This is a genomic window from Arthrobacter sp. K4-10C, assembly GCF_059090085.1.
Genome location: NZ_JBNHFI010000004.1, coordinates 320,177 through 338,382, shown reverse-complemented (window position 1 = coordinate 338,382; position 18,206 = coordinate 320,177). Strand labels below are relative to the sequence as shown.

Sequence of the window (18,206 nt, the reverse complement as noted above, 5' to 3'; positions counted from 1 at the left end):
ACCCACAGGGGCGGGCAGCCCGATCAATTCAACCAATCAAAAAACAATCGGTATCAACAAACTTGGCACACTATTGAGTTCTCAAACAACAGACACACCCGGCACCACCCAAACCACACGGTCCAAGATCGCTCCGGAGCAACTTTTCAAACTTACCGGCTGGCTTCACTCCTGTCAAACCGGCGCCCGCGACCTTCATCAGCTTCAAGCTTCTTGGTCGGGTTTTCCGGCTGACTCTGTGGACCAGCGCGGAAACTAACTTTACCACCACTTGCCCGGGATGGCCAACTCCCGGCTAGACCCAGCCAGGTCAGCGCGCGGCAAGACACGGAACAGCCCGGAATCACACGGACCCCGGGCTGTTCGAGTGGTTCGAGCCGGCAAACTAAGCGATGCCAGTTACGCCCGGCCCCGATACTTCCGGGGCACCTGCACCCGGCTTGAAGTATGCTGCGCCAAGCGGAGGCAGGGTGACCGTCAGCGTGGCGGGCTGCCCGTCCTGGCCCTCGTCCGTGGCCTTGAGCTTGCCGTCGTTCAGAACACCGGATCCGCCGTAGATGGCATGGTCTGTGTTGAGTACTTCCGTCCACTGCCCCGCCGTCGGGACTCCCAGGGTGTAGCCGACGTGCGGCCCGCCCGAGAAGTTGATGGCGCAGACGAGTGGGTTGCCGTCCGCGTCCCGGCGGATGAAGGACAGAACGTTGTGGTCCGCGTCTCCCCCGTTGATCCACTGGAAGCCGCCGGGCTCGTTGTCCCGGGTGTAGAGCGCCGGTGTGCTCTTGTACAGCTCATTTAGATCCTTGGTCAGGAGCTGCAGGCCCTTGTGTGCGGGAATGTCCGCAAGCCACCAGTCGAGACCGTGCTGCTCGGACCACTCGGCTTCCTGGCCGAACTCGGTGCCCATGAAAATCAGCTGCTTGCCGGGGTGCGCCCACTGGTACGCGAGGAAGGCGCGGAGGTTGGCGAGCTGCTGCCAACGGTCGCCAGGCATCTTGCGCAGCATCGAACCCTTGCCGTGCACGACCTCATCGTGGCTGATCGGCAGCAGGAAGTTTTCCGTGAAGGCGTAGACCATGGAGAACGTGACGGTGCCGTGGTGCCACTTGCGGTTGACGGGATCCTCGGATGCGTATTTGAGGGAGTCGTGCATCCAGCCCATGTTCCACTTGAGGCCGAATCCCAGGCCGCCATGGCTGGTAGGGGCTGTAACCCCGGGGAACGCGGTGGACTCCTCGGCGATCATCACGGCACCCGGGTGCGTCTTGTACACCGTGGCGTTGACTTCCTGCAGGAAGGAGATTGCCTCCAGGTTTTCCCGGCCGCCAAAGCGGTTGGGCTGCCACTGGCCGTCCTCGCGGGAGTAATCCAGGTACAGCATCGAGGCGACTGCATCCACCCGCAGGCCGTCGATGTGGAACTCATCAAGCCAGTACAGGGCGTTGGCCACCAGGAAGTTGCGTACTTCGGTGCGGCCGAAGTCAAAGATCAGGGTGCCCCAGTCCGGGTGCTCACCGAGGTTCGGGTCGGCGTGCTCGTACAATGGCTCGCCGTCGAACTGGGCAAGGGCCCAGGCGTCCTTGGGGAAGTGCGCAGGGACCCAGTCCAGCAGCACGCCGATGCCCGCCTGGTGCAGCGTGTCAACCAGGTACCGGAACTCGTCGGGGTGGCCAAAGCGGGACGTGGGCGCGAAGTAGGAGGTGACCTGGTAGCCCCAGGAGCCGCCGAACGGGTGCTCCGCCACGGGCATGAACTCCACGTGGGTGAACCCCAGCCATTTGACGTAGTCCACCAGTTCCTTGGCGAGCTCGCGGTATCCCAGCCCCAGGCGCCAGGATCCGAGGTGCACCTCATAGACGCTCATTGCTGAGTTGTGCGGGTCCCGCTGGGAGCGGGCCTCCATCCATTCGTCATCCTTGAAGGCGTAGGAGGACTCCACCACCCTTGACGCCGTCAGCGGGGGAACCTCGGTACCGAAGGCCAGGGGATCGGCCTTTTCCACCCAGTAACCGGCTTTCGTCCGAATTTCGAACTTGTAGCAAGCGCCTGCCGCAACGCCGGGAATGAAGAGTTCCCACACGCCGGAGGAGCCCAGGGAGCGGAGGGAGTTCTCGCGTCCGTCCCAGGCGTTGAAGTCGCCCTTGACCCGGACGGCCTGGGCGTTCGGAGCCCAGACGGAGAAGGAAACGCCGTCAACGTCTCCCAGTGATGATTTGTAATGCCGGGCGTGGGCGCCCAGCACTTCCCACAGTTTCTCGTGCCGGCCCTCACCGATCAGGTGCAGGTCCACTTCACCGACAGTGGGCAGGTAGCGGTACGGATCGTCCACCGTCACCGGCTCGGCGCCGGGGTAGGTGACCGACAGCCGGTAGTCAGGCACATGTCCGTGCTGAAGCGGTTCCAGAACCGCCACCCACACCCCGTGGGCTTCATGCTCCATGGGAGTTTCGCCTGCGGAGGTGATGACGCTGACTGCTTCCGCAAGGTGCTTCACGGTACGGATGGTGACATGGCCGTAGTCGTCCAGGTGCGCGCCCAGAACCGAATGCGGGGCGTGGTGTTCACCGTTTGCGATCTTTCCCAGGGTGCCGTCGTCCACCTGCAGCGGCGTCCCTGGCCGGTCAGTTCGTGCTGAGCCTGTCATTTCGTTACCTTCCGATGCTGCCCCGGCGTGGTCGCCGGCGCTGTTACCGCTAAGGAGCCGCCTGGAGGCGTTCACAGGGATCGCCAGCCAGTCGGGCCTGTTACGCATTTCATAAACTACTTCGTACAGTGCCTTGTCCAGCCACAATGCCACAAAGAGTGGCGCGTTCCGGTCCACTGTTCCGGGCGTGACGCTCGCGTACCCGGCCAGGAACGCGTCAGCGCAGTCATCGACCCAGGACTCAGGCACCTGTGCGCCTTCCTGCTCCCGCTGTGCCGCTCCTGCCGCATAGTCGAAGGACCGCAGCATGCCGACGACGTCGCGCAGGGGAACGTCGGGGACGTTCCGTTCGGCGATGGGCCGGAGAGGTTCACCTTCGAAGTCGAGGATGGCCCACCGGCCTGGTCCATCCGGCGCAGGAACCTGCAGGATCTGGCCCAGATGGAGGTCGCCGTGGATCCGCTGCAGCGGTCCCGTGGACACGCCGTCGAGGCCTTCCAGCAGTGCCTCCAGTTCTTGGTCGTAGGGCCCGACGGCGGGACCGGCTTCCGCCCATGCCTGGCGGACGCGCTGTGCTACTCCCGGCGCAATTACCTTGCCGGGTTCACTTTCGGCGGACTGCCCCAGGGCTTCAGCGAGCCGGCGGTGCACGGTGGCGGTGGCGGCACCGAGGGCCTTTGCCTCTGCAGTGAAGTCCGTCCCGGACCGGGCGGCATCCACGGCGAGCCGCCAGGCGTCCCGGCCGCCGGCCAGGAACTCGTGGGCCACAGCCAACTCGCCCTGGACCCGGCGGGTACCCTTGTCTTCGGACGCCGTCCTGCCCTGCGCAAGCCATTCGCCGCGCACCCATCCCAGGGTGGCAGGCACTTCGGAAGTCCCGGCGGACGTCAGTGCCGAACCCACTTCGACCTCCGGATTGGCGCCCTCGGACAACACCCGGAAGAACTTCACGATCGCGGCCGATTCGCCGTCGTCCACTATGACTGAACTGTTGGACTGCTCCCCGGACAGGACCTTCACAACGCCGCGCGCTGTGGGCAGCCGGTAGCTTCCGGCCACCTTGAAGCCTCCCGCCGTGCCGCTGGGGGCCTTTGTTTCCTGCCGGATAAGCTCCAGCCAGCCGCCGACGAAGTCGGGATCGTGGACGGCGTCGTAAACCCACGGCCGTGACGGGTCTGTCCCGGCAGCCTGGCCCACAAGCGCGCGTTCCATGCCTGCGGCGGGCGCGGGCCGGAAACTCAGCGGAACCTGGACCACGGTTGTCCGTTTGCCGCCGTCCGGACCATGCGTGGTGATGTTCAGCAAAAACACGGACAGCGCTGCGTGCTTTGCGGGGTCCTCGAGCCCCAGGCTTCCTGCCTGGGACATCTCGAAGTCGGGGGTCTTTACCGGAAACCAGCGCTGCCTCGGCAGCCATTCCTGGAGAAGCGCGGTCAGGGCGGGGGTGAGAATAGGCTGGTTCATGTCACTCCTCTATCGACAGGATGGGCATGGCCTGGGTGTAGGGCGACGACGGGTTCGAAGACGCCGCCCGCACGCGCAACCAGAAGAAATCGTGGCTGCCCAGGGTCAGCGTCAACGTTCCGTCGTCGTTGATTCCGGGGAACGCCTGCCCCCCGAAGACGTCCCGCAGCCCGCGCCCGGCGTACTCGGGAACCCGCAGCCGGGCTGCCACGGGGTGCTGCGAAAGGTTGAAGGCGCACAGGATGGTTTCCCCGTCCAGTCCTGCGCTGTTGCCATCCGGCAGTTCCCGGAGATAGGCAAGGACGGCATCGTGGTCGGCCTCCAGGTGCCTGAACCCGCCCAGGCCGAACGCCGCATGGTTCTTGCGGACGCTGAGGATCTGCCGGGTCCAGCGCAGCAGGGAACCGGAATGGGCGGCTTCGGCCTCCACGTTCGCCATGCTGTAGTTGTACACCAGCGACTGGATGGGAGGCAGGTACAGCTTGCCCGGGTCCGCGTGGGAAAATCCCGCGTTCCGGTCGGGGTTCCACTGCATGGGCGTGCGGACCGCGTCCCGGTCTTCCAGCCAGATATTGTCCCCCATGCCGATTTCGTCCCCGTAGTACAGGAACGGGCTGCCGGGCAGGGACAGGAGCAGCGCGTTGATCAGTTCAATCTCCGCACGCGAGTTGTCCAGCAGCGGCGCCAGCCGGCGCCGGATGCCGATATTGGCCCGCATCCGGGGATCGGGCGCGTACCAGCCGAGCATGGCCGCGCGTTCGTCGGCCGTGACCATTTCGAGGGTCAGTTCGTCATGGTTGCGCAGGAAGGTTCCCCACTGCGCGCCCTCCGGAATGTCCGGGGTGTCCTTCATGGTCTCGATGATGGGCGCCGCCTTCTGGTCCCGGAGCGCGTAGTAGAGGCGCGGCATGATCGGGAAGTGGAACGCCATGTGGCATTCCGGAGCCTCTTCCGTGCCGAAGTACTCCACCACTTCGTTGGGCGGCTGGTTTGCCTCGGCGATGATGACCCTGCCGGGATAGCTTTCGTCCACCATGGCCCGCAGTTTCCGGAGGAACTCGTGGGTGGCCGGCAGGTTTTCACAGTTTGTCCCCTCCTCCTCGTAGAGGTAAGGGATTGCATCCGCGCGGAAACCGTCGATGCCCTGGTCGAGCCAGAACCGCACCACGTCGAAGAGCGCGTCGATCACTTTTGGGTTTTCGAAGTTCAGGTCCGGCTGGTGGCTGAAGAACCGGTGCCAGAAGAACTGCCGCCGGATGGGGTCGAACGTCCAGTTCGACTCCTCGGTATCGACGAAGATGATGCGGGCATCCTGGTACTTCTCGTCCGTATCGCTCCACACGTAGAAGTCCCCAAAGGGGCCCTCGGGGTCTTTGCGGGATTCCTGGAACCACGGGTGCTGGTCCGAGGTGTGGTTCAGCGGCAGGTCGATGATCACGCGCACCCCACGGGCGTGTGCCTCGGCCACCAGGCGCTTGAAGTCGCTGATGGTGCCAAACTCGTCCAGGACCGAGTTGTAGTCCGAAATGTCGTAGCCGCCGTCCCGTAGCGGTGACTGGAAGAAGGGCGGCAGCCAGAGGCAGTCCACACCCAGCCATTGCAGGTAGTCCAGGCGGTCGATGAGCCCGGAGAAGTCTCCGGACCCATCGCCGTTGGCATCCGCAAAAGCCCGAACCAGTACTTCGTAGAACACAGCCTTCCGGTACCACAGCGGATCATGCTGAAGGCCCGGGGCGTTGAGCTCGAATGTGCTCTTGGGAGTGAAGTGCTGGCCCGAACTTTGCGGATTAAAACTCACTGATGCATTCTCCTCACGCTCAGGATGTGCGCGGGCTCAAGATGCGGGTCGAGGCGCACGTAGTTGTACTCGCCCCACTCCCAGCTTTCCCCGGAGAGGAGGTCGTCCACATGGAAGCCCCCGTTTGCGGTCAGGTCCTGCGGGTCGAGCTCAAGTGCGGCCAGGTCGAGTTTGACTGAGCATTCCTTGGTGACGTGCGGGTCCACGTTAACCACCACAATGAGGGTGTCCTTGGAACCGTCTGGCAGGGTCTTGTGCTTGGAGTACACCACCGTGGCATCGTCCGTGCTCTGGTGGACGGTCAGGTTCTGCAGGTCCAGCAGCGCCGGATGGTCCCGCCGCAAGTGGTTCAGCCGGGTGATGAGCGGAGCCAGCGTGCGCCCCGATTCGGCTGCGGCGTCCCAGTCGCGTGCCTTGTATTCGAACTTCTCGTTGTCGATGTACTCCTCGGCTCCCGGCCGGGCCACATGCTCGTACAGCTCGTAACCGGCGTAGACACCCCACAGCGGGCTGGCCGTGGCGGCGAGCACCGCCCTGATCCGGAACGCGGCCGGGCCGCCGAACTGAAGGTAGGGGGTGAGGATGTCCGGGGTATTGACGAAGAAGTTGGGGCGGAAGAACGCCGGTGATTCGTGGCTTACTTCGTGGAAGTAGTCCTCGATTTCCTTCTTGGTGTTGCGCCAGGTGAAGTAGGTGTAGGACTGCTGGAACCCGGCCCTTCCCAGGGCGTGCATCATGGCCGGGCGGGTGAACGCCTCCGCGAGGAACACCACTCCCGGGACTGCCTTATTAACTTCTCCGATCAGCCATTCCCAGAACCACACGGGCTTGGTGTGCGGGTTATCAACCCGGAAAATCTTTACGCCGTGGCTGACCCACAGCAGGACAATCCGCAGAATTTCATTCGAAAGGCCCTCGGGGTCATTATCGAAATTGAGCGGATAAATGTCCTGGTACTTCTTGGGCGGGTTCTCGGCGTAAGCAATACTGCCGTCAACGCGGGTTGTGAACCACTCCGGGTGGGACGTCACCCACGGGTGGTCGGGCGCGGCCTGCAGGGCCAGGTCAAGGGCAACTTCCAGCCCCAGTTCGTTGGCCCGGGCCACGAAGGCGTCAAAGTCGTCGAACGTGCCGAGGTCGGGATGGATCGCATCGTGCCCGCCTTCCTCAGCCCCGATTGCCCAGGGCGAACCGGGGTCGTTCGGGCCGGCAACCAGCGTATTGTTGGGCCCCTTGCGGTGCTTCACGCCGATGGGGTGGATGGGCGGCATGTAAATAACGTCAAAACCCATGGCTGCCACGGCGTCCAGCCGCTTAGCCGCAGTGCGGAAGTTTCCGGAGGTCCACGTGCCCGTGGAGTGGTCCTTGACGGCGCCCTCCGAACGTGGGAAGAACTCGTACCAGGCGCCGCGCCCGGCACGGTCACGCTCAACATTCAACGGGTACTTCTCGGAAACAGTCACCAGTTCGCGGATGGGCTGGCGGGCCACGATGTCCGCCAGCTCGGGGCCAAAGCCGGCGCCGAGCCGCTCCTCAGTGCTGAGGAACTGGTTTGCCAGTGTGTCGGCCGCCCGGCGGAGGGCGTCCCGGTCCGCCTCGCTGCGGGACTCGTCGCCCGCGGCTTCGGAGAGCAGCGCCGCCCCCTCGGCGAGCATCAGTTCAACATCAACGCCGGCGTCGATCTTCACCTCGGCGTTGTGGTGCCACGTGCCATAGCGGTCGTGCCAGGCTTCGATGAGAAAGGACCACTGCCCGGTTTCCGACGGCGTGAGGATGCCTTCCCAGCGGTCGGTCCCCATGCCGCGTTCCCCGCGCGGCGGCGTGAGCCGGACGCGCTGGCGCTCGGCACCCGACGGGTCCAGGAGGACGGCGCTGACGCCGAGCTGGTCGTGTCCTTCCCGGAAACAGGTGGCACCCACCACGATTCCTTCGCCCGGAAGGGCTTTGGCCGGGAACTTTCCACCCTCAACGACGGGCTGCACGGCAGTGATCGGAAAACGTCCGAACCGCAGTCCCTCGGTGATGGATCCCCTTGACATTATCTCTGTTGCGGCACTGGTTCCTGAGTTAGTCGTCACAGGCTCGACGTTAGCGAGAAATGCCGAAGATTGCTAAGGCTGCTCACTAATTCCGCCACGCCGCACGTCATTTCCTCCACTCCCTTGTCATTTACCCAAAAGAAACCCAAAGCTGGTTCCGGCCGCCCAGGTTGTCCGTTAGTGTGACGCAGGTGAAGGCAATCCGCAGGTTTACGGTCCGTACAGTCCTCCCCGAGCCCATCCGTCCGCTGGCACGGCTGGCGAGCAATTTGCGCTGGTCCTGGCACCGCCCCACCAGGGAACTTTTCGCCGGACTCAACCCCCGGATCTGGGAAGAAAGCGAACAGGACCCCGTCGGATTCCTTGGCATGGTCAGCAGGGAAGAGTTCCAGCGGCTCGCAGCCAACCAGTCGGTTGTGGAGCGGGTGCGCGCAGCCGAACAGGACCTTGACCGGTACCTCGAGGAACCGCGCTGGTACCAGGGCCTGGGCCCCGACGCGCCGGCCTCCATCGCGTACTTCTCCCCCGAGTTCGGCATCACCGAGGTCCTGCCCCAGTATTCGGGCGGCCTGGGCATCCTGGCCGGCGACCACCTGAAAGCGGCCTCGGACCTGGGCGTGCCCCTGATCGGCGTGGGCCTGCTCTACCAGGCCGGCTACTTCAAGCAATCGCTGTCCCGCGACGCCTGGCAGCAGGAGACGTACCCCGTCCTGGACCCGGACGGCCTTCCCCTCACCCTGCTGCGTGAGCCCTCCGCGGACGGCAACGGCCGGCCGCTGCAAATCACCCTGCCGCTGCCCAACGGGCGCCGGCTGCTGGCACACATCTGGCGTGCCGACGTCGGACGCGTCCCCCTCCTGCTCCTTGACTCGAATGTGCCCGGCAACGATGACGCCGCCCGCAGCATCACCGACCGGCTGTACGGCGGCGGCGGTGACCACCGGCTGCAGCAGGAACTGCTGCTGGGCATGGGCGGGGTCAAGGCGCTGCGCGCCTTCCAGCAGCTGACCGGCTCGGCTGCGCCCGAGGTGTTCCACACCAACGAGGGCCACGCCGGCTTCCTGGGCATTGAACGCATCCAGGAACTCATGTCCGGGGACCAGGCCCTCACGTTTGACGAAGCCCTGGCGGCGGGACGCGCTTCCACCGTGTTCACCACGCATACCCCCGTTCCGGCCGGCATCGACCGGTTCGAAATCGCGCAGATCTCCCACTTCTTCCAGGCCGGCCTGGCGCCGGACGTGCCGGTTGACCGGATCCTGGAATTGGGCCGCGAGAACTACGCCGACGGAAACCCGGCGGTGTTCAACATGGCCGTGATGGGCCTGCGCCTGGCACAACGCGCCAACGGCGTGGCCAAGCTGCACGGCGAGGTATCACGGGGGATGTTCTCCGCACTGTGGCCAGGGTTTGACCCCTCGGAAGTGCCCATCACGTCGGTCACCAACGGCGTCCACGTGCCCACCTGGGTGGACAGCAGGATTGCCAAGCTGGCCCGTGACCAGTTCGGCAGCGAGGCTGAGGCCAATGGCCGCTGGGACCTGGCCTACAACGTCAGTGACGCCGATGTGTGGGCACTGCGCCGCGAGATGCGGTCCGCGCTGGTGGATGACGTCCGCCGCCGCCTGCGTGCCGCCTGGAAGAAGCGCGGTGCCGCCGATGCCGAGCTGGGTTGGACGGACAACGTCCTGGACCCGGATGTGCTGACCATCGGGTTCGCCCGCCGCGTCCCCACCTACAAGCGGCTGACCCTCATGCTGCGGGAGCCGGAGCGGCTGAAGGCACTGCTCCTCCACAAGGAACATCCCATTCAGCTGGTCATCGCCGGCAAGTCCCATCCGGCCGACGACGCCGGCAAGAAGATGATCCAGGACCTGGTCCGCTTCACCGACGATCCCGAGGTCCGGCACCGGATCGTGTTCCTGCCCAACTATGACATTGCCATGGCACGCACCCTCTTCCCGGGCTGCGACGTCTGGCTGAACAACCCGCTGCGCCCGCTGGAGGCCTGTGGGACGTCCGGCATGAAGGCGGCGCTGAACGGTTCGCTGAACCTGTCCGTCCTGGACGGCTGGTGGGATGAGATGTACGACGGCGAGAACGGCTGGGCGATACCCACCGCCAATAACGGTGCCTCGCCGGAAGAACGCGACGACATCGAGGCGGCCGCCCTGTACGAGCTGCTCGAAACCCAGGTGGCGCCGAGGTTCTACGGCAGCACCGTTTCGGAAGCTGCGGGGGCCGCCGGGCCGTCGACGTCTGAAGCGGAAAAGGTGCCAACGCACTGGGTGTCCATGATCAAGCACACCTTGTCCCACCTGGGCCCGGCCGTCTCGGCTGAGCGCATGCTGCGGGACTATGTGAACATCCTCTACCGCCCCGCCGCCGAAGCAGGGCGGAGCGCCATCGCCGGGTCGTACTCACAGGCCCGCGCGCTGGCATCGTGGTCAGCCAAGGTCCGTTCCGCCTGGCCCCAGGTCCACGTAGAGCACGTCGACTCGGTGGGCGTCTCCGAGGACCCGCAGATCGGGGACACGCTCCAGGTCAACGCCTATGTGGCCCTGACCAGCCTCACCCCGGATGACGTGTGTGTTGAGGTGGCCTACGGCCGGGCTGAGGAAAACGACACCCTGTCGGACATCACCCTCATGGAGCTGCAGGTGAAGGAGAACCTGGGCAGTGGCCGCCACCTGTTCAGCGGCTCCCTGGTGATCGACCGCTCTGGCCCCTTCGGCTACACCGTCCGGGTCCTGCCACGGCATGAGGCCCTGGCGTCGAAGGCGGAGCTGGGCCTGATCGTCAACGCCTGACCCCTTCCGAACCCGGCCGGAACCGACCCAGGAGGACCCCATGACCGAACGTACAGTGGCCGACGTGATCGTGGACAGGCTCACCACCTGGGGAGTGAACCGGGTCTTCGGCTACAGCGGCGACGGGATCAACGGCTTCATGGGGGCGCTCCGGCGGGCGGGCGGGCGCGTTGAGTTTGTCCAGGCCCGGCACGAGGAAACAGCGGCGTTCATGGCCGTGGGCCATGCCAAGTACACGGGCGGCGTGGGGGTGGTGACCTCCACGCAAGGCCCGGGCGCGGTCCACCTCCTCAACGGGTTGTACGATGCCAAGCTCGACGGCGTGCCGGTGGTCGCGATCGTAGGGCAGCAAAGCCGTACCGTGCTGGGCTCGGGCTACATGCAGGAGATTGATCTGGGCGCCCTGTTCAAGGATGTCGCCTCCCAGTTCGTGCAGCTGGTCAGTGCACCCGAGCAGGTGCCCATGGTCCTGGACCGGGCCTTCCGCACGGCCAAGGCAACCTCCTCGCCGTGCGTGGTGATCGTCCCGCATGACATCCAGTCCGCTCCCGCACCGGAACTGGAGCAGCAACACGGCATCGTGGTCACCGGACCTTCGTGGAGTTCGGCCGCCAAGACGCCCCGGGAAGAGGACCTCGACGCTGCGGCCGCCGTCCTGAACTCCGCGGACAAGGTGGCCCTGCTTGTGGGCCAGGGCGCCCGGCACGCCTTCGATGAGGTGCTGGCCGTAGCGGAAAAGCTCGGTGCCGGCATCGCCACCAGCCTGCTGGGCAAGCCGTATGTGGATGAGACGCTGCCGTTCGCCGTCGGGACCATGGGGCACCTGGGCACCACCGCCAGTGCACACCTGATGGGCAACTGCGATGCCCTGCTGATTGTGGGCTCCAATGATCCGTGGACCGAGTTCTACCCGCCACCCGGGGCAGCCCGTGCCGTGCAGATCGATATCGACGAAAAGAAGATCGGCAACCGCTACCCCGTGGAGGTGGGACTCGCTGGTGACGCAGCGTCCGCCCTCGCTGCCCTGGACCGGAAGCTCGAGTACCGCCCGCGCAGCCAGTGGCGCTCGGACGTAGAGCAGGAAGTCAGCCGCTGGCGCATCCTCGCCGCGGACCGGGCCGCCGTGCCTGCCCTGCCGGTCAACCCGGAACGGGTGGTCAGGGAGCTCAACGGCAGGCTGCCGGAGAATGCCCAGGTGAGCGTCGACGTCGGAAGCTGTGTGTACTGGTATGCCCGGCAGCTGGTGTTGCCGCCCGGTGTCCCTGCGCACCTTTCGGGAACGCTCGCCAGCATGGGGTGTTCCATCCCCTACGGGATCGCCGCCAAGCTGGCGCATCCGGACCGGCCGCTGGTGGCCCTGGCCGGGGACGGCGCCATGCAAATGGCGGGCGTCGCCGAACTGGCCACCGTCGCCCACCGCTGGCAGCAGTGGCAGGACCCGCGGTTCGTGGTGTGCGTCTTCAACAACCGGGAGCTGACCGAGGTCACCTGGGAACAGCGCGAGTCAGAAGGCGAGCCCCGGTTCCCGGCCAGCCAGGAGCTCCCCGATTTCCCGTTCGCCGGGTACGCCGAGTTGTTGGGCCTTTCGGGCATCCGGGTGGAGGACCCGGAGCTCCTCGGCGACGCCTGGGACCAGGCGTTCGCCGCAGACCGGCCCGTGGTGATCGAGGTACTGACCGACCCGGAAGTTCCGCTCCTGCCTCCCTTCCCGGCGGGCAGGGAGAAGGCGGAGAGTATGCGCAAGGGGCTGGCGGCAGAGGACGACGGCGGCCGGGCCTCGGAACTGCTCGACACCTACCTGTCACAGGAGGAGCCTGCCGGCGGCTGAGCGCCGCTAGAGCAGGACGGCGGTGACGGCCAGGTCCTTGCCCGCGTAGCTCTCCGCGTCCTGGAGGATCTCGCAGATGATCCCAAAGGACCTGTCGCTCCGGAACGGGGCAGCCACCTGCCAGAGGACGGTGACCGGAGCGTTTCCGTTGTCCGTGATGGCGTCCGCGAAGTCATGCAGCGAATCGTTCAGGGCGTCAAGGTTGACCCCGTAGTGCTCGGGAAAGCTGAGGACTTCGCCGAACGTTTCCAGGACTGCGCGTTTGCTGTCCGCAGGGGGGACAACAAGGCTTCGGCGTCCGGCGTCGGCCACCTGTTCCTGCAGCTCCTCCAGGGTCCAGGTATCGCCGGAATAGATTTTCATGGCTTTGCTCAGCTGCCTTCCGCTATGAATTTGAACGACTCGTAATGGTCTTCTGTGTAGTACTTTTCGCCGCCGTCACCGGCCACGATCCGGCGGGCGCCCCGGTCGGATTCCCCGGGTGTTGGCACGGTGTACTCACGGTAGTATCCCCTGTCCTGCCGCGGCAGGATGCGCTCAAAGTTGCCGAAGGTCTGGTCATCCTGGCGGTACTGGTACGGGCCGCCCGCACGGATGAGTGCCAGGACTCTGCGGCCCTCGGGCGGCAGTTCCGATTCCCGGATGGACGGCAGCCCTGACGGGTTGCCGGCCACCGGGGCGGGTGCCGGCCCTGCCTGCCCGGACGGTGCCGTGGCGCCCGGTGTTGCCGTCACGCTGGACGTGGCGCCCGGCGTCGTGGTTTCCGTCAGCTGGCCCACGATGCCGGGCCCGCCGAACACCACCACGGCAAGCACGACGAGCGCACCCAGCAGCAGGGGCAGGAAGGATCGGTTGCGCATTCCGGGTCCGGCTAAGTGCGGTAGATGCTGATGGAGTTGGCCTCGACCAGGTCCTTCTCCCCCGCGGCCACCACCCCGCCCTGCCGCAGCTCGTGCAGGGGTGAGGTGGTCAGGCGGAGCTCAAACATGCGCGCAGCAGTGCCTTCAGCGGTGACGCGTGGCAGCGTGATCTGCACATCAGAGGTCCCACCGTTCACCACCACCAGGCCCGCTAGTTCCCCGTCATCCGAGCCGAGCAGGAGCTGCACCACCCGGTGGTGCGGATCGTTCCACCGCTCCGTGGACATGGGGTGGCCGTCCTGGTCGAACCAGTACAGGTAGGACTGTTCGTCCCGGACCGGGAAGTCGTGGGGCTGGGCGGCGAGGAACTCCTTGCGGAGCCGGATGTACCGCTTGGTGCTGCGCAGCATCTCGTGGGATTCCGGCGTCCGGGTCCAGTCCACCCAGGTGATGGCATTGTCCTGGCAGTAGGCATTGTTGTTACCCTGCTGGGTCCGCGCCAGTTCGTCACCGGCGGTGATCATGGGCACGCCGAGTGAAATGAGCAGCGAGGCCATCAGGTTACGGCGGGATTGGGCGCGCTTGGCCAGGATGTCCCCGTCCTCGGTAGGGCCCTCCACGCCGTGGTTGTAGCTGCGGTTGTCGCCGTGGCCGTCCCTGTTCTGCTCGCCGTTCGCTTCGTTATGCTTCCGGTCGAAGGAAACGAGGTCGTTCAGGGTGAAACCGTCGTGGGCGGTGATGTAATTCACCGACGCCAGGCGGGATCGTCCGGAGGCGTGGAAGAGGGCTGCGGAGCCTGACAGGGAGTCGGCGAGCTTGGCGACGGACCCGCCGTGGCCGCCGTTTTCGAGTGCCGCCCGGTCCGACAGCCAGAAGGAACGGAGGGCATCCCGGAAATGGTCGTTCCAGTCCACCCAGCCGACCGGAAACCGTCCGGTTTGCCAGCCGCCGTAGCCCACATCCCAGGGTTCGGCAATCAGCTTCACGTCCGAGAGGACGGGGTCGGCTGCAATGGCCACCAGGAACGGGTGCCGGGGGTCGAAGTCGTTGGCAGCATTCCGGCACAGCGTGACGGCCAGGTCGAAACGGAAGCCGTCAATGTGGAATTCGTCCACCCAGTACCGGAGGGAGTCCACCACCAGTTGGACCACCCGGGGCTCAGCGAAGTTCAGGCTGTTGCCGCAGCCTGTGGTGTCCACGTACTTGCCGTGCCCGTCCGTGCGGTAATAGGTGTCCTCACCCAGGCCCCGGAAGCTCACGGTTTGGCCGTCAGGTCCGCCCTCGGCAGTGTGGTTGTAGACGACGTCAAGGATAACTTCCAGCCCGGCGGCATGAAGCGCCTTGACCATGCTCTTGAATTCGTCCTGCACTGCTTTCGGCCCGGCCTCCTGCGCCGCCTTTGTGGCGTATGCCGGGTGCGGAGCAAAGAAGGCCGCTGTGTTGTAGCCCCAGTAGTTGGTCAGTCCCAGGTCCTGCAGGTGCGGTTCATCGAGGTGGAAGTGCACCGGCAGCAGCTGCACCGAGGTGATTCCCAGGCTCGTGAGGTGCTCCACAACGGCAGGGTGGGCCATGCCCGCGTAGGTGCCGCGGAGCTCCGGGGGCACATCCGGGTGGAGCATGGTCTGCCCCCGGACGTGGGCTTCGTAAATAATGGTGTTGCGCCACTTCAGCCGCAGCCGGTCATCGCCATCCCAGTTGAAATCGCCGGCCATCCGTACACTGGTCAGCAAGCCGTCCCGCTGGTCCACCGCGCGGCCGTAAGGGTCAAGCAGCAGGGGCTGGCCGCCGTCGTCCTCAACTTCCCTGGTGGGCATGGCCACCGGCAGAGACTGTTCCGGTGCCGCGGGACGGAACCCGTACCGCGAGCCGTAGGGCAGGTCCGCGATGATCCCGTGGTGGACGCCGGAGGTGACGTTGGGCAGCGCCTGGACGCGCCAGTCCCCGCCGGGCGGGATGTAGACGATTTCCAGGCTGGGCACTCCGGGGGCGTAGCAGGCCACATTGGCCCTGCCCCCGGCCCGGTGCCGCGTGGCGCCGGAATCCGCGCGCGGAACGCTGACACCGAGGGGAACTGCCGTGGAGGCGTCCATGGTGGAAGCGGTGTCGAAAAGCGGCATGACCATCACCTAAATAGTAGCCGCCACCGGCATTTGACCTGCCCGGACGCTAAACATGACGCGGGAAAGGCCCGCGGGGAACACGGGCCCCAATCTGTTGCCTACTTGGCTGCCCGCTGGCGCGAGACCTCGTACAGCGAGATGCCCACCGCCATGGATGCGTTCAGCGATTCCATCGCGGAGTCGATGGGGATGGAAACAATCTGGTCGCAGTTCTCCCGGACCAGGCGGCTCAGTCCCTTGCCTTCCGAGCCCACCACGATGCAGACAGGTTCCGTGGCCAGCGTTAGGTCCGGCAGCGAAACGTCGCCGTCGCCGTCCAGGCCCAGGACGAAGATGCCCATGTTCTTGAACTGCTTGAGGGCGTTGTTGAGGTTGGAGGCGCGGGCCACCGGGACCCGGACTGCGGCACCGGCGCTGGTTTTCCAGGCGGAGGCGGTAACCCCGACGGAGCGGCGCTCAGGGACGACGACCCCGTGGCCGCTGAAGGCGGACACCGAACGGATGATGGCGCCGAGGTTGCGGGGGTCGGTGATGCCGTCAAGGGCGACGAAAAGCGGCGCGTTGCCGATGTGCCCCTTCTGCCACTTGTCCACCGTTTCTTGGGCCAGTTCATACGCGTCCGCGTAGTCGTAGGGCGGAATCTGCAGGACCAGCCCCTGGTGGACGGCGTCATCGGTCATGCGGTCCAGTTCGGGCTTGCCCGTTTCCAGGAGCGGGATGCCACGCTCCGCAGCGAGTTTCAGGGATTCCTTGACGCGGTCATCCATCTCGATGCGGATGGCGATGTGCAGTGCCTTGGCGGGAATGCCGGCGCGGAGCGCCTCCACCACTGAGTTGCGGCCGGTGACGACTTCCTCGGTGGCCCGTCCCTTGGGGCCGGATTTAGCGGCTCCTGCGCTGCGGGCACCGGCACCGCGCTTGGCGGCGGACCGCTCGGCGAGCTGCTTGGCCTTGTGCGCCTTATGGTATGGCCGGTCTTCCGCCTTCGGCGTGGGACCCTTGCCCTCCAGTGCTTTGCGGCCATGGCCACCGGTCCCGATGGTTGGGCCCTTCTTCGCTTTGACCGATCGGCGACCATTGTTGGCCATGATGTTCCACCCTTGATTGTGTTGACTGAGTCTGCATACCAGTCTACTGACCCGGGAAAAATCGAATGACCGGGGCGGCCGCGCAGCCCGGCTAGTCGCGCTTCAGGCTCCAGCTGGCCCCGTCCGCGCCGTCCTCAACCAGCACGCCGGCGTCGTTCAGCATGTCCCGGATGGCATCCGAGGCAGCCCAGTCCTTGTTGGTCCGTGCCGCGGCCCGGGCAGCGAGCTGCGCCTCCACCAGGATGCCCAGCGCCTCAGACTCCCTGCTGTTCCCGGCATCGGAACCCGCAACGGCATCGAGCCCGAGGACGCCGGTCATCACGGTGACCGCGTGCATCGCGTTCCGGGCCGCGTCGTCGTCGCCCTCCGCCAGGGCCGTGTTGCCGGCGCGCACGGCGTCGTGCAGGGCGGCCAGCGCACGTGGCACGTTCAGGTCGTCATCCATTGCTTCCGAGAATGCCTCGAGGCTTCCGCCGGACATGCCTGGGTTGCCTGCAGGGGAGGCGGCATCACGGCCGAAGCGGGCGGCAGACTTTGCCAGGAACCCGTCGATGCGTTCGACGGCGGCTGCTGCCTCCTGCAGCGACGTGGGGCGGTAGTCCAGCACCGAACGGTAATGGGCCTGGCCAAGGTAGTAGCGGACCACCCGGGGAGGGGCGAGTTCCAGCATTTCGCCGGGGCTGATGGTGTTGCCGATGGACTTGGACATTTTTTCGCCCTCGTAGGTAACCATTCCGTTGTGCATCCAGAAGTTCGCGAACGGATGTCCGGCCGCCTGGGACTGCGCCATCTCGTTCTCATGGTGCGGGAACCGCAAATCCAGCCCGCCGCCATGGAAATCAAACTCCGTGCCGAGGTACTTCGTGACCATGGCGGAGCATTCGAGGTGCCAGCCTGGACGGCCCGCACCCCAGGGGGAAGCCCAGCTCGCGGTGGCGGGTTCACCTTCCTTGGAACCCTTCCACAGGGCGAAGTCGCGGGGGTCCTTCTTTCCGCGGGGATCGGCGTCCGGAGCAGCCTGCATGTCGTCAATGTTCTGCCGGGTCAGCGCGCCGTACTTGCTCCAGGAGCGGACGTCGAAGTAGACGTCGCCGGAATCGTCCAGGGCGGGGTAGGCGTGGCCGCGGTCGATCAGCTGCTGGATCAGGGCGTGCATCTCGGGGATGTGGCCGGTGGCCCGCGGCTCGTAAGTGGGCCGGGAAACACCCAGGGTGTCGTACGCCTTGAGGAACTCCTGCTCGTAGCGGTACGCCAGGGCCCACCACTCTTCCTGGGCCACCTCCCCCGGTTCCGGCGTGAAATCCGGGGCGAAGGAGGCCTCCGACTTCGCCAGGATCTTGTCATCAATGTCCGTGACGTTCCGCACCACCGTGACGCGGTACCCGCGGTAGGACAGCCAGCGGGTGAGCTGGTCGAACGCGATGGCGGAGCGGATGTGCCCGACGTGGGGCATGCCCTGCACAGTTGCGCCGCAGTAGTAGAGGCTGGCCTTTCCGTCGACGAGGGGGACGAAGTTCCGGACTTCGGCGGAGGCGGTGTCATAGAAGCGCAGGGTCAC

At 65.8% G+C, this 18,206-nt stretch carries 11 protein-coding genes; 3 read left to right on the top strand and 8 right to left on the bottom strand.

Annotated features, from left to right (window positions below; translation table 11 throughout):
- A partial coding sequence (locus AC5RUU_RS07720; protein WP_493974611.1) for a hypothetical protein occupies positions 1-259 on the top strand: 259 nt, incomplete at its 5' end.
- 126 nt (positions 260-385) lie between these two features.
- Here the strand turns inward: AC5RUU_RS07720 and AC5RUU_RS07715 are convergent.
- From AC5RUU_RS07715 to AC5RUU_RS07705, 3 genes are read right to left on the bottom strand one after another with little or no spacing between them, the layout of a single operon-like run.
- The gene (locus tag AC5RUU_RS07715) at positions 386-4,105 is read right to left on the bottom strand and encodes a 1,4-alpha-glucan branching enzyme (protein ID WP_493974610.1); all 3,720 of its coding nucleotides are present in this window, start codon (positions 4,103-4,105) and stop codon (positions 386-388) included.
- Position 4,106: 1 nt separating this feature from the next.
- Complete coding sequence (gene treS, locus AC5RUU_RS07710; RefSeq protein WP_493974609.1) at positions 4,107-5,903, bottom strand: maltose alpha-D-glucosyltransferase; 1,797 nt, start codon at positions 5,901-5,903, stop codon at positions 4,107-4,109.
- Positions 5,900-7,942: an alpha-1,4-glucan--maltose-1-phosphate maltosyltransferase gene (locus tag AC5RUU_RS07705; RefSeq protein ID WP_493974608.1), complete on the bottom strand. Its 2,043-nt coding sequence runs from the start codon at positions 7,940-7,942 to the stop codon at positions 5,900-5,902. Before AC5RUU_RS07705 ends, treS begins: the two co-directional genes overlap by 4 nt.
- A 191-nt stretch (positions 7,943-8,133) precedes the next feature.
- Here AC5RUU_RS07705 and glgP point away from each other — a divergent pair, with 191 nt between their 5' ends.
- Both glgP and AC5RUU_RS07695 read left to right on the top strand, forming a co-directional pair.
- Positions 8,134-10,752: an alpha-glucan family phosphorylase gene (gene glgP / locus AC5RUU_RS07700; RefSeq protein ID WP_493974607.1), complete on the top strand. Its 2,619-nt coding sequence runs from the start codon at positions 8,134-8,136 to the stop codon at positions 10,750-10,752.
- Positions 10,753-10,792: 40 nt separating this feature from the next.
- Positions 10,793-12,580, top strand: a complete 1,788-nt coding sequence (locus AC5RUU_RS07695) for a thiamine pyrophosphate-requiring protein (protein WP_493974606.1) — start codon at positions 10,793-10,795, stop codon at positions 12,578-12,580.
- 6 nt (positions 12,581-12,586) lie between these two features.
- Here the strand turns inward: AC5RUU_RS07695 and AC5RUU_RS07690 are convergent, their stop codons facing one another.
- The 5 genes from AC5RUU_RS07690 to cysS all read right to left on the bottom strand — a co-directional run bounded on the left by AC5RUU_RS07690 (position 12,587) and on the right by cysS (position 18,206).
- The gene (locus AC5RUU_RS07690; protein WP_493974605.1) at positions 12,587-12,943 is read right to left on the bottom strand and encodes a barstar family protein; all 357 of its coding nucleotides are present in this window, start codon (positions 12,941-12,943) and stop codon (positions 12,587-12,589) included.
- Between the two features lie 8 nt (positions 12,944-12,951).
- On the bottom strand, positions 12,952-13,440 hold the full coding sequence (locus AC5RUU_RS07685; protein ID WP_493974604.1) for a guanyl-specific ribonuclease: 489 nt from the start codon (positions 13,438-13,440) through the stop codon (positions 12,952-12,954).
- A gap of 11 nt (positions 13,441-13,451) precedes the next feature.
- The gene (gene glgX / locus AC5RUU_RS07680; protein ID WP_493974603.1) at positions 13,452-15,563 is read right to left on the bottom strand and encodes a glycogen debranching protein GlgX; all 2,112 of its coding nucleotides are present in this window, start codon (positions 15,561-15,563) and stop codon (positions 13,452-13,454) included.
- A 95-nt stretch (positions 15,564-15,658) separates the two neighbouring features.
- On the bottom strand, positions 15,659-16,648 hold the full coding sequence (gene rlmB / locus AC5RUU_RS07675) for a 23S rRNA (guanosine(2251)-2'-O)-methyltransferase RlmB (RefSeq protein ID WP_493974602.1): 990 nt from the start codon (positions 16,646-16,648) through the stop codon (positions 15,659-15,661).
- Positions 16,649-16,739: 91 nt separating this feature from the next.
- The gene (cysS, locus tag AC5RUU_RS07670) at positions 16,740-18,206 is read right to left on the bottom strand and encodes a cysteine--tRNA ligase (RefSeq protein ID WP_493974601.1); all 1,467 of its coding nucleotides are present in this window, start codon (positions 18,204-18,206) and stop codon (positions 16,740-16,742) included.

Excerpts from the sequence above, each read along its gene's own strand:
- AC5RUU_RS07705 (WP_493974608.1), bottom strand. The coding sequence starts at position 7,942 with ATGTCAAGGGGATCCATCACCGAGGGACTGCGGTTCGGACGTTTTCCG.
- AC5RUU_RS07715 (WP_493974610.1), bottom strand. The coding sequence starts at position 4,105 with ATGAACCAGCCTATTCTCACCCCCGCCCTGACCGCGCTTCTCCAGGAA.
- glgX (WP_493974603.1), bottom strand. The coding sequence starts at position 15,563 with ATGGTCATGCCGCTTTTCGACACCGCTTCCACCATGGACGCCTCCACG.
- AC5RUU_RS07685 (WP_493974604.1), bottom strand. The coding sequence starts at position 13,440 with ATGCGCAACCGATCCTTCCTGCCCCTGCTGCTGGGTGCGCTCGTCGTG.
- AC5RUU_RS07690 (WP_493974605.1), bottom strand. The coding sequence starts at position 12,943 with ATGAAAATCTATTCCGGCGATACCTGGACCCTGGAGGAGCTGCAGGAA.
- rlmB (WP_493974602.1), bottom strand. The coding sequence starts at position 16,648 with ATGGCCAACAATGGTCGCCGATCGGTCAAAGCGAAGAAGGGCCCAACC.
- AC5RUU_RS07695 (WP_493974606.1), top strand. The coding sequence starts at position 10,793 with ATGACCGAACGTACAGTGGCCGACGTGATCGTGGACAGGCTCACCACC.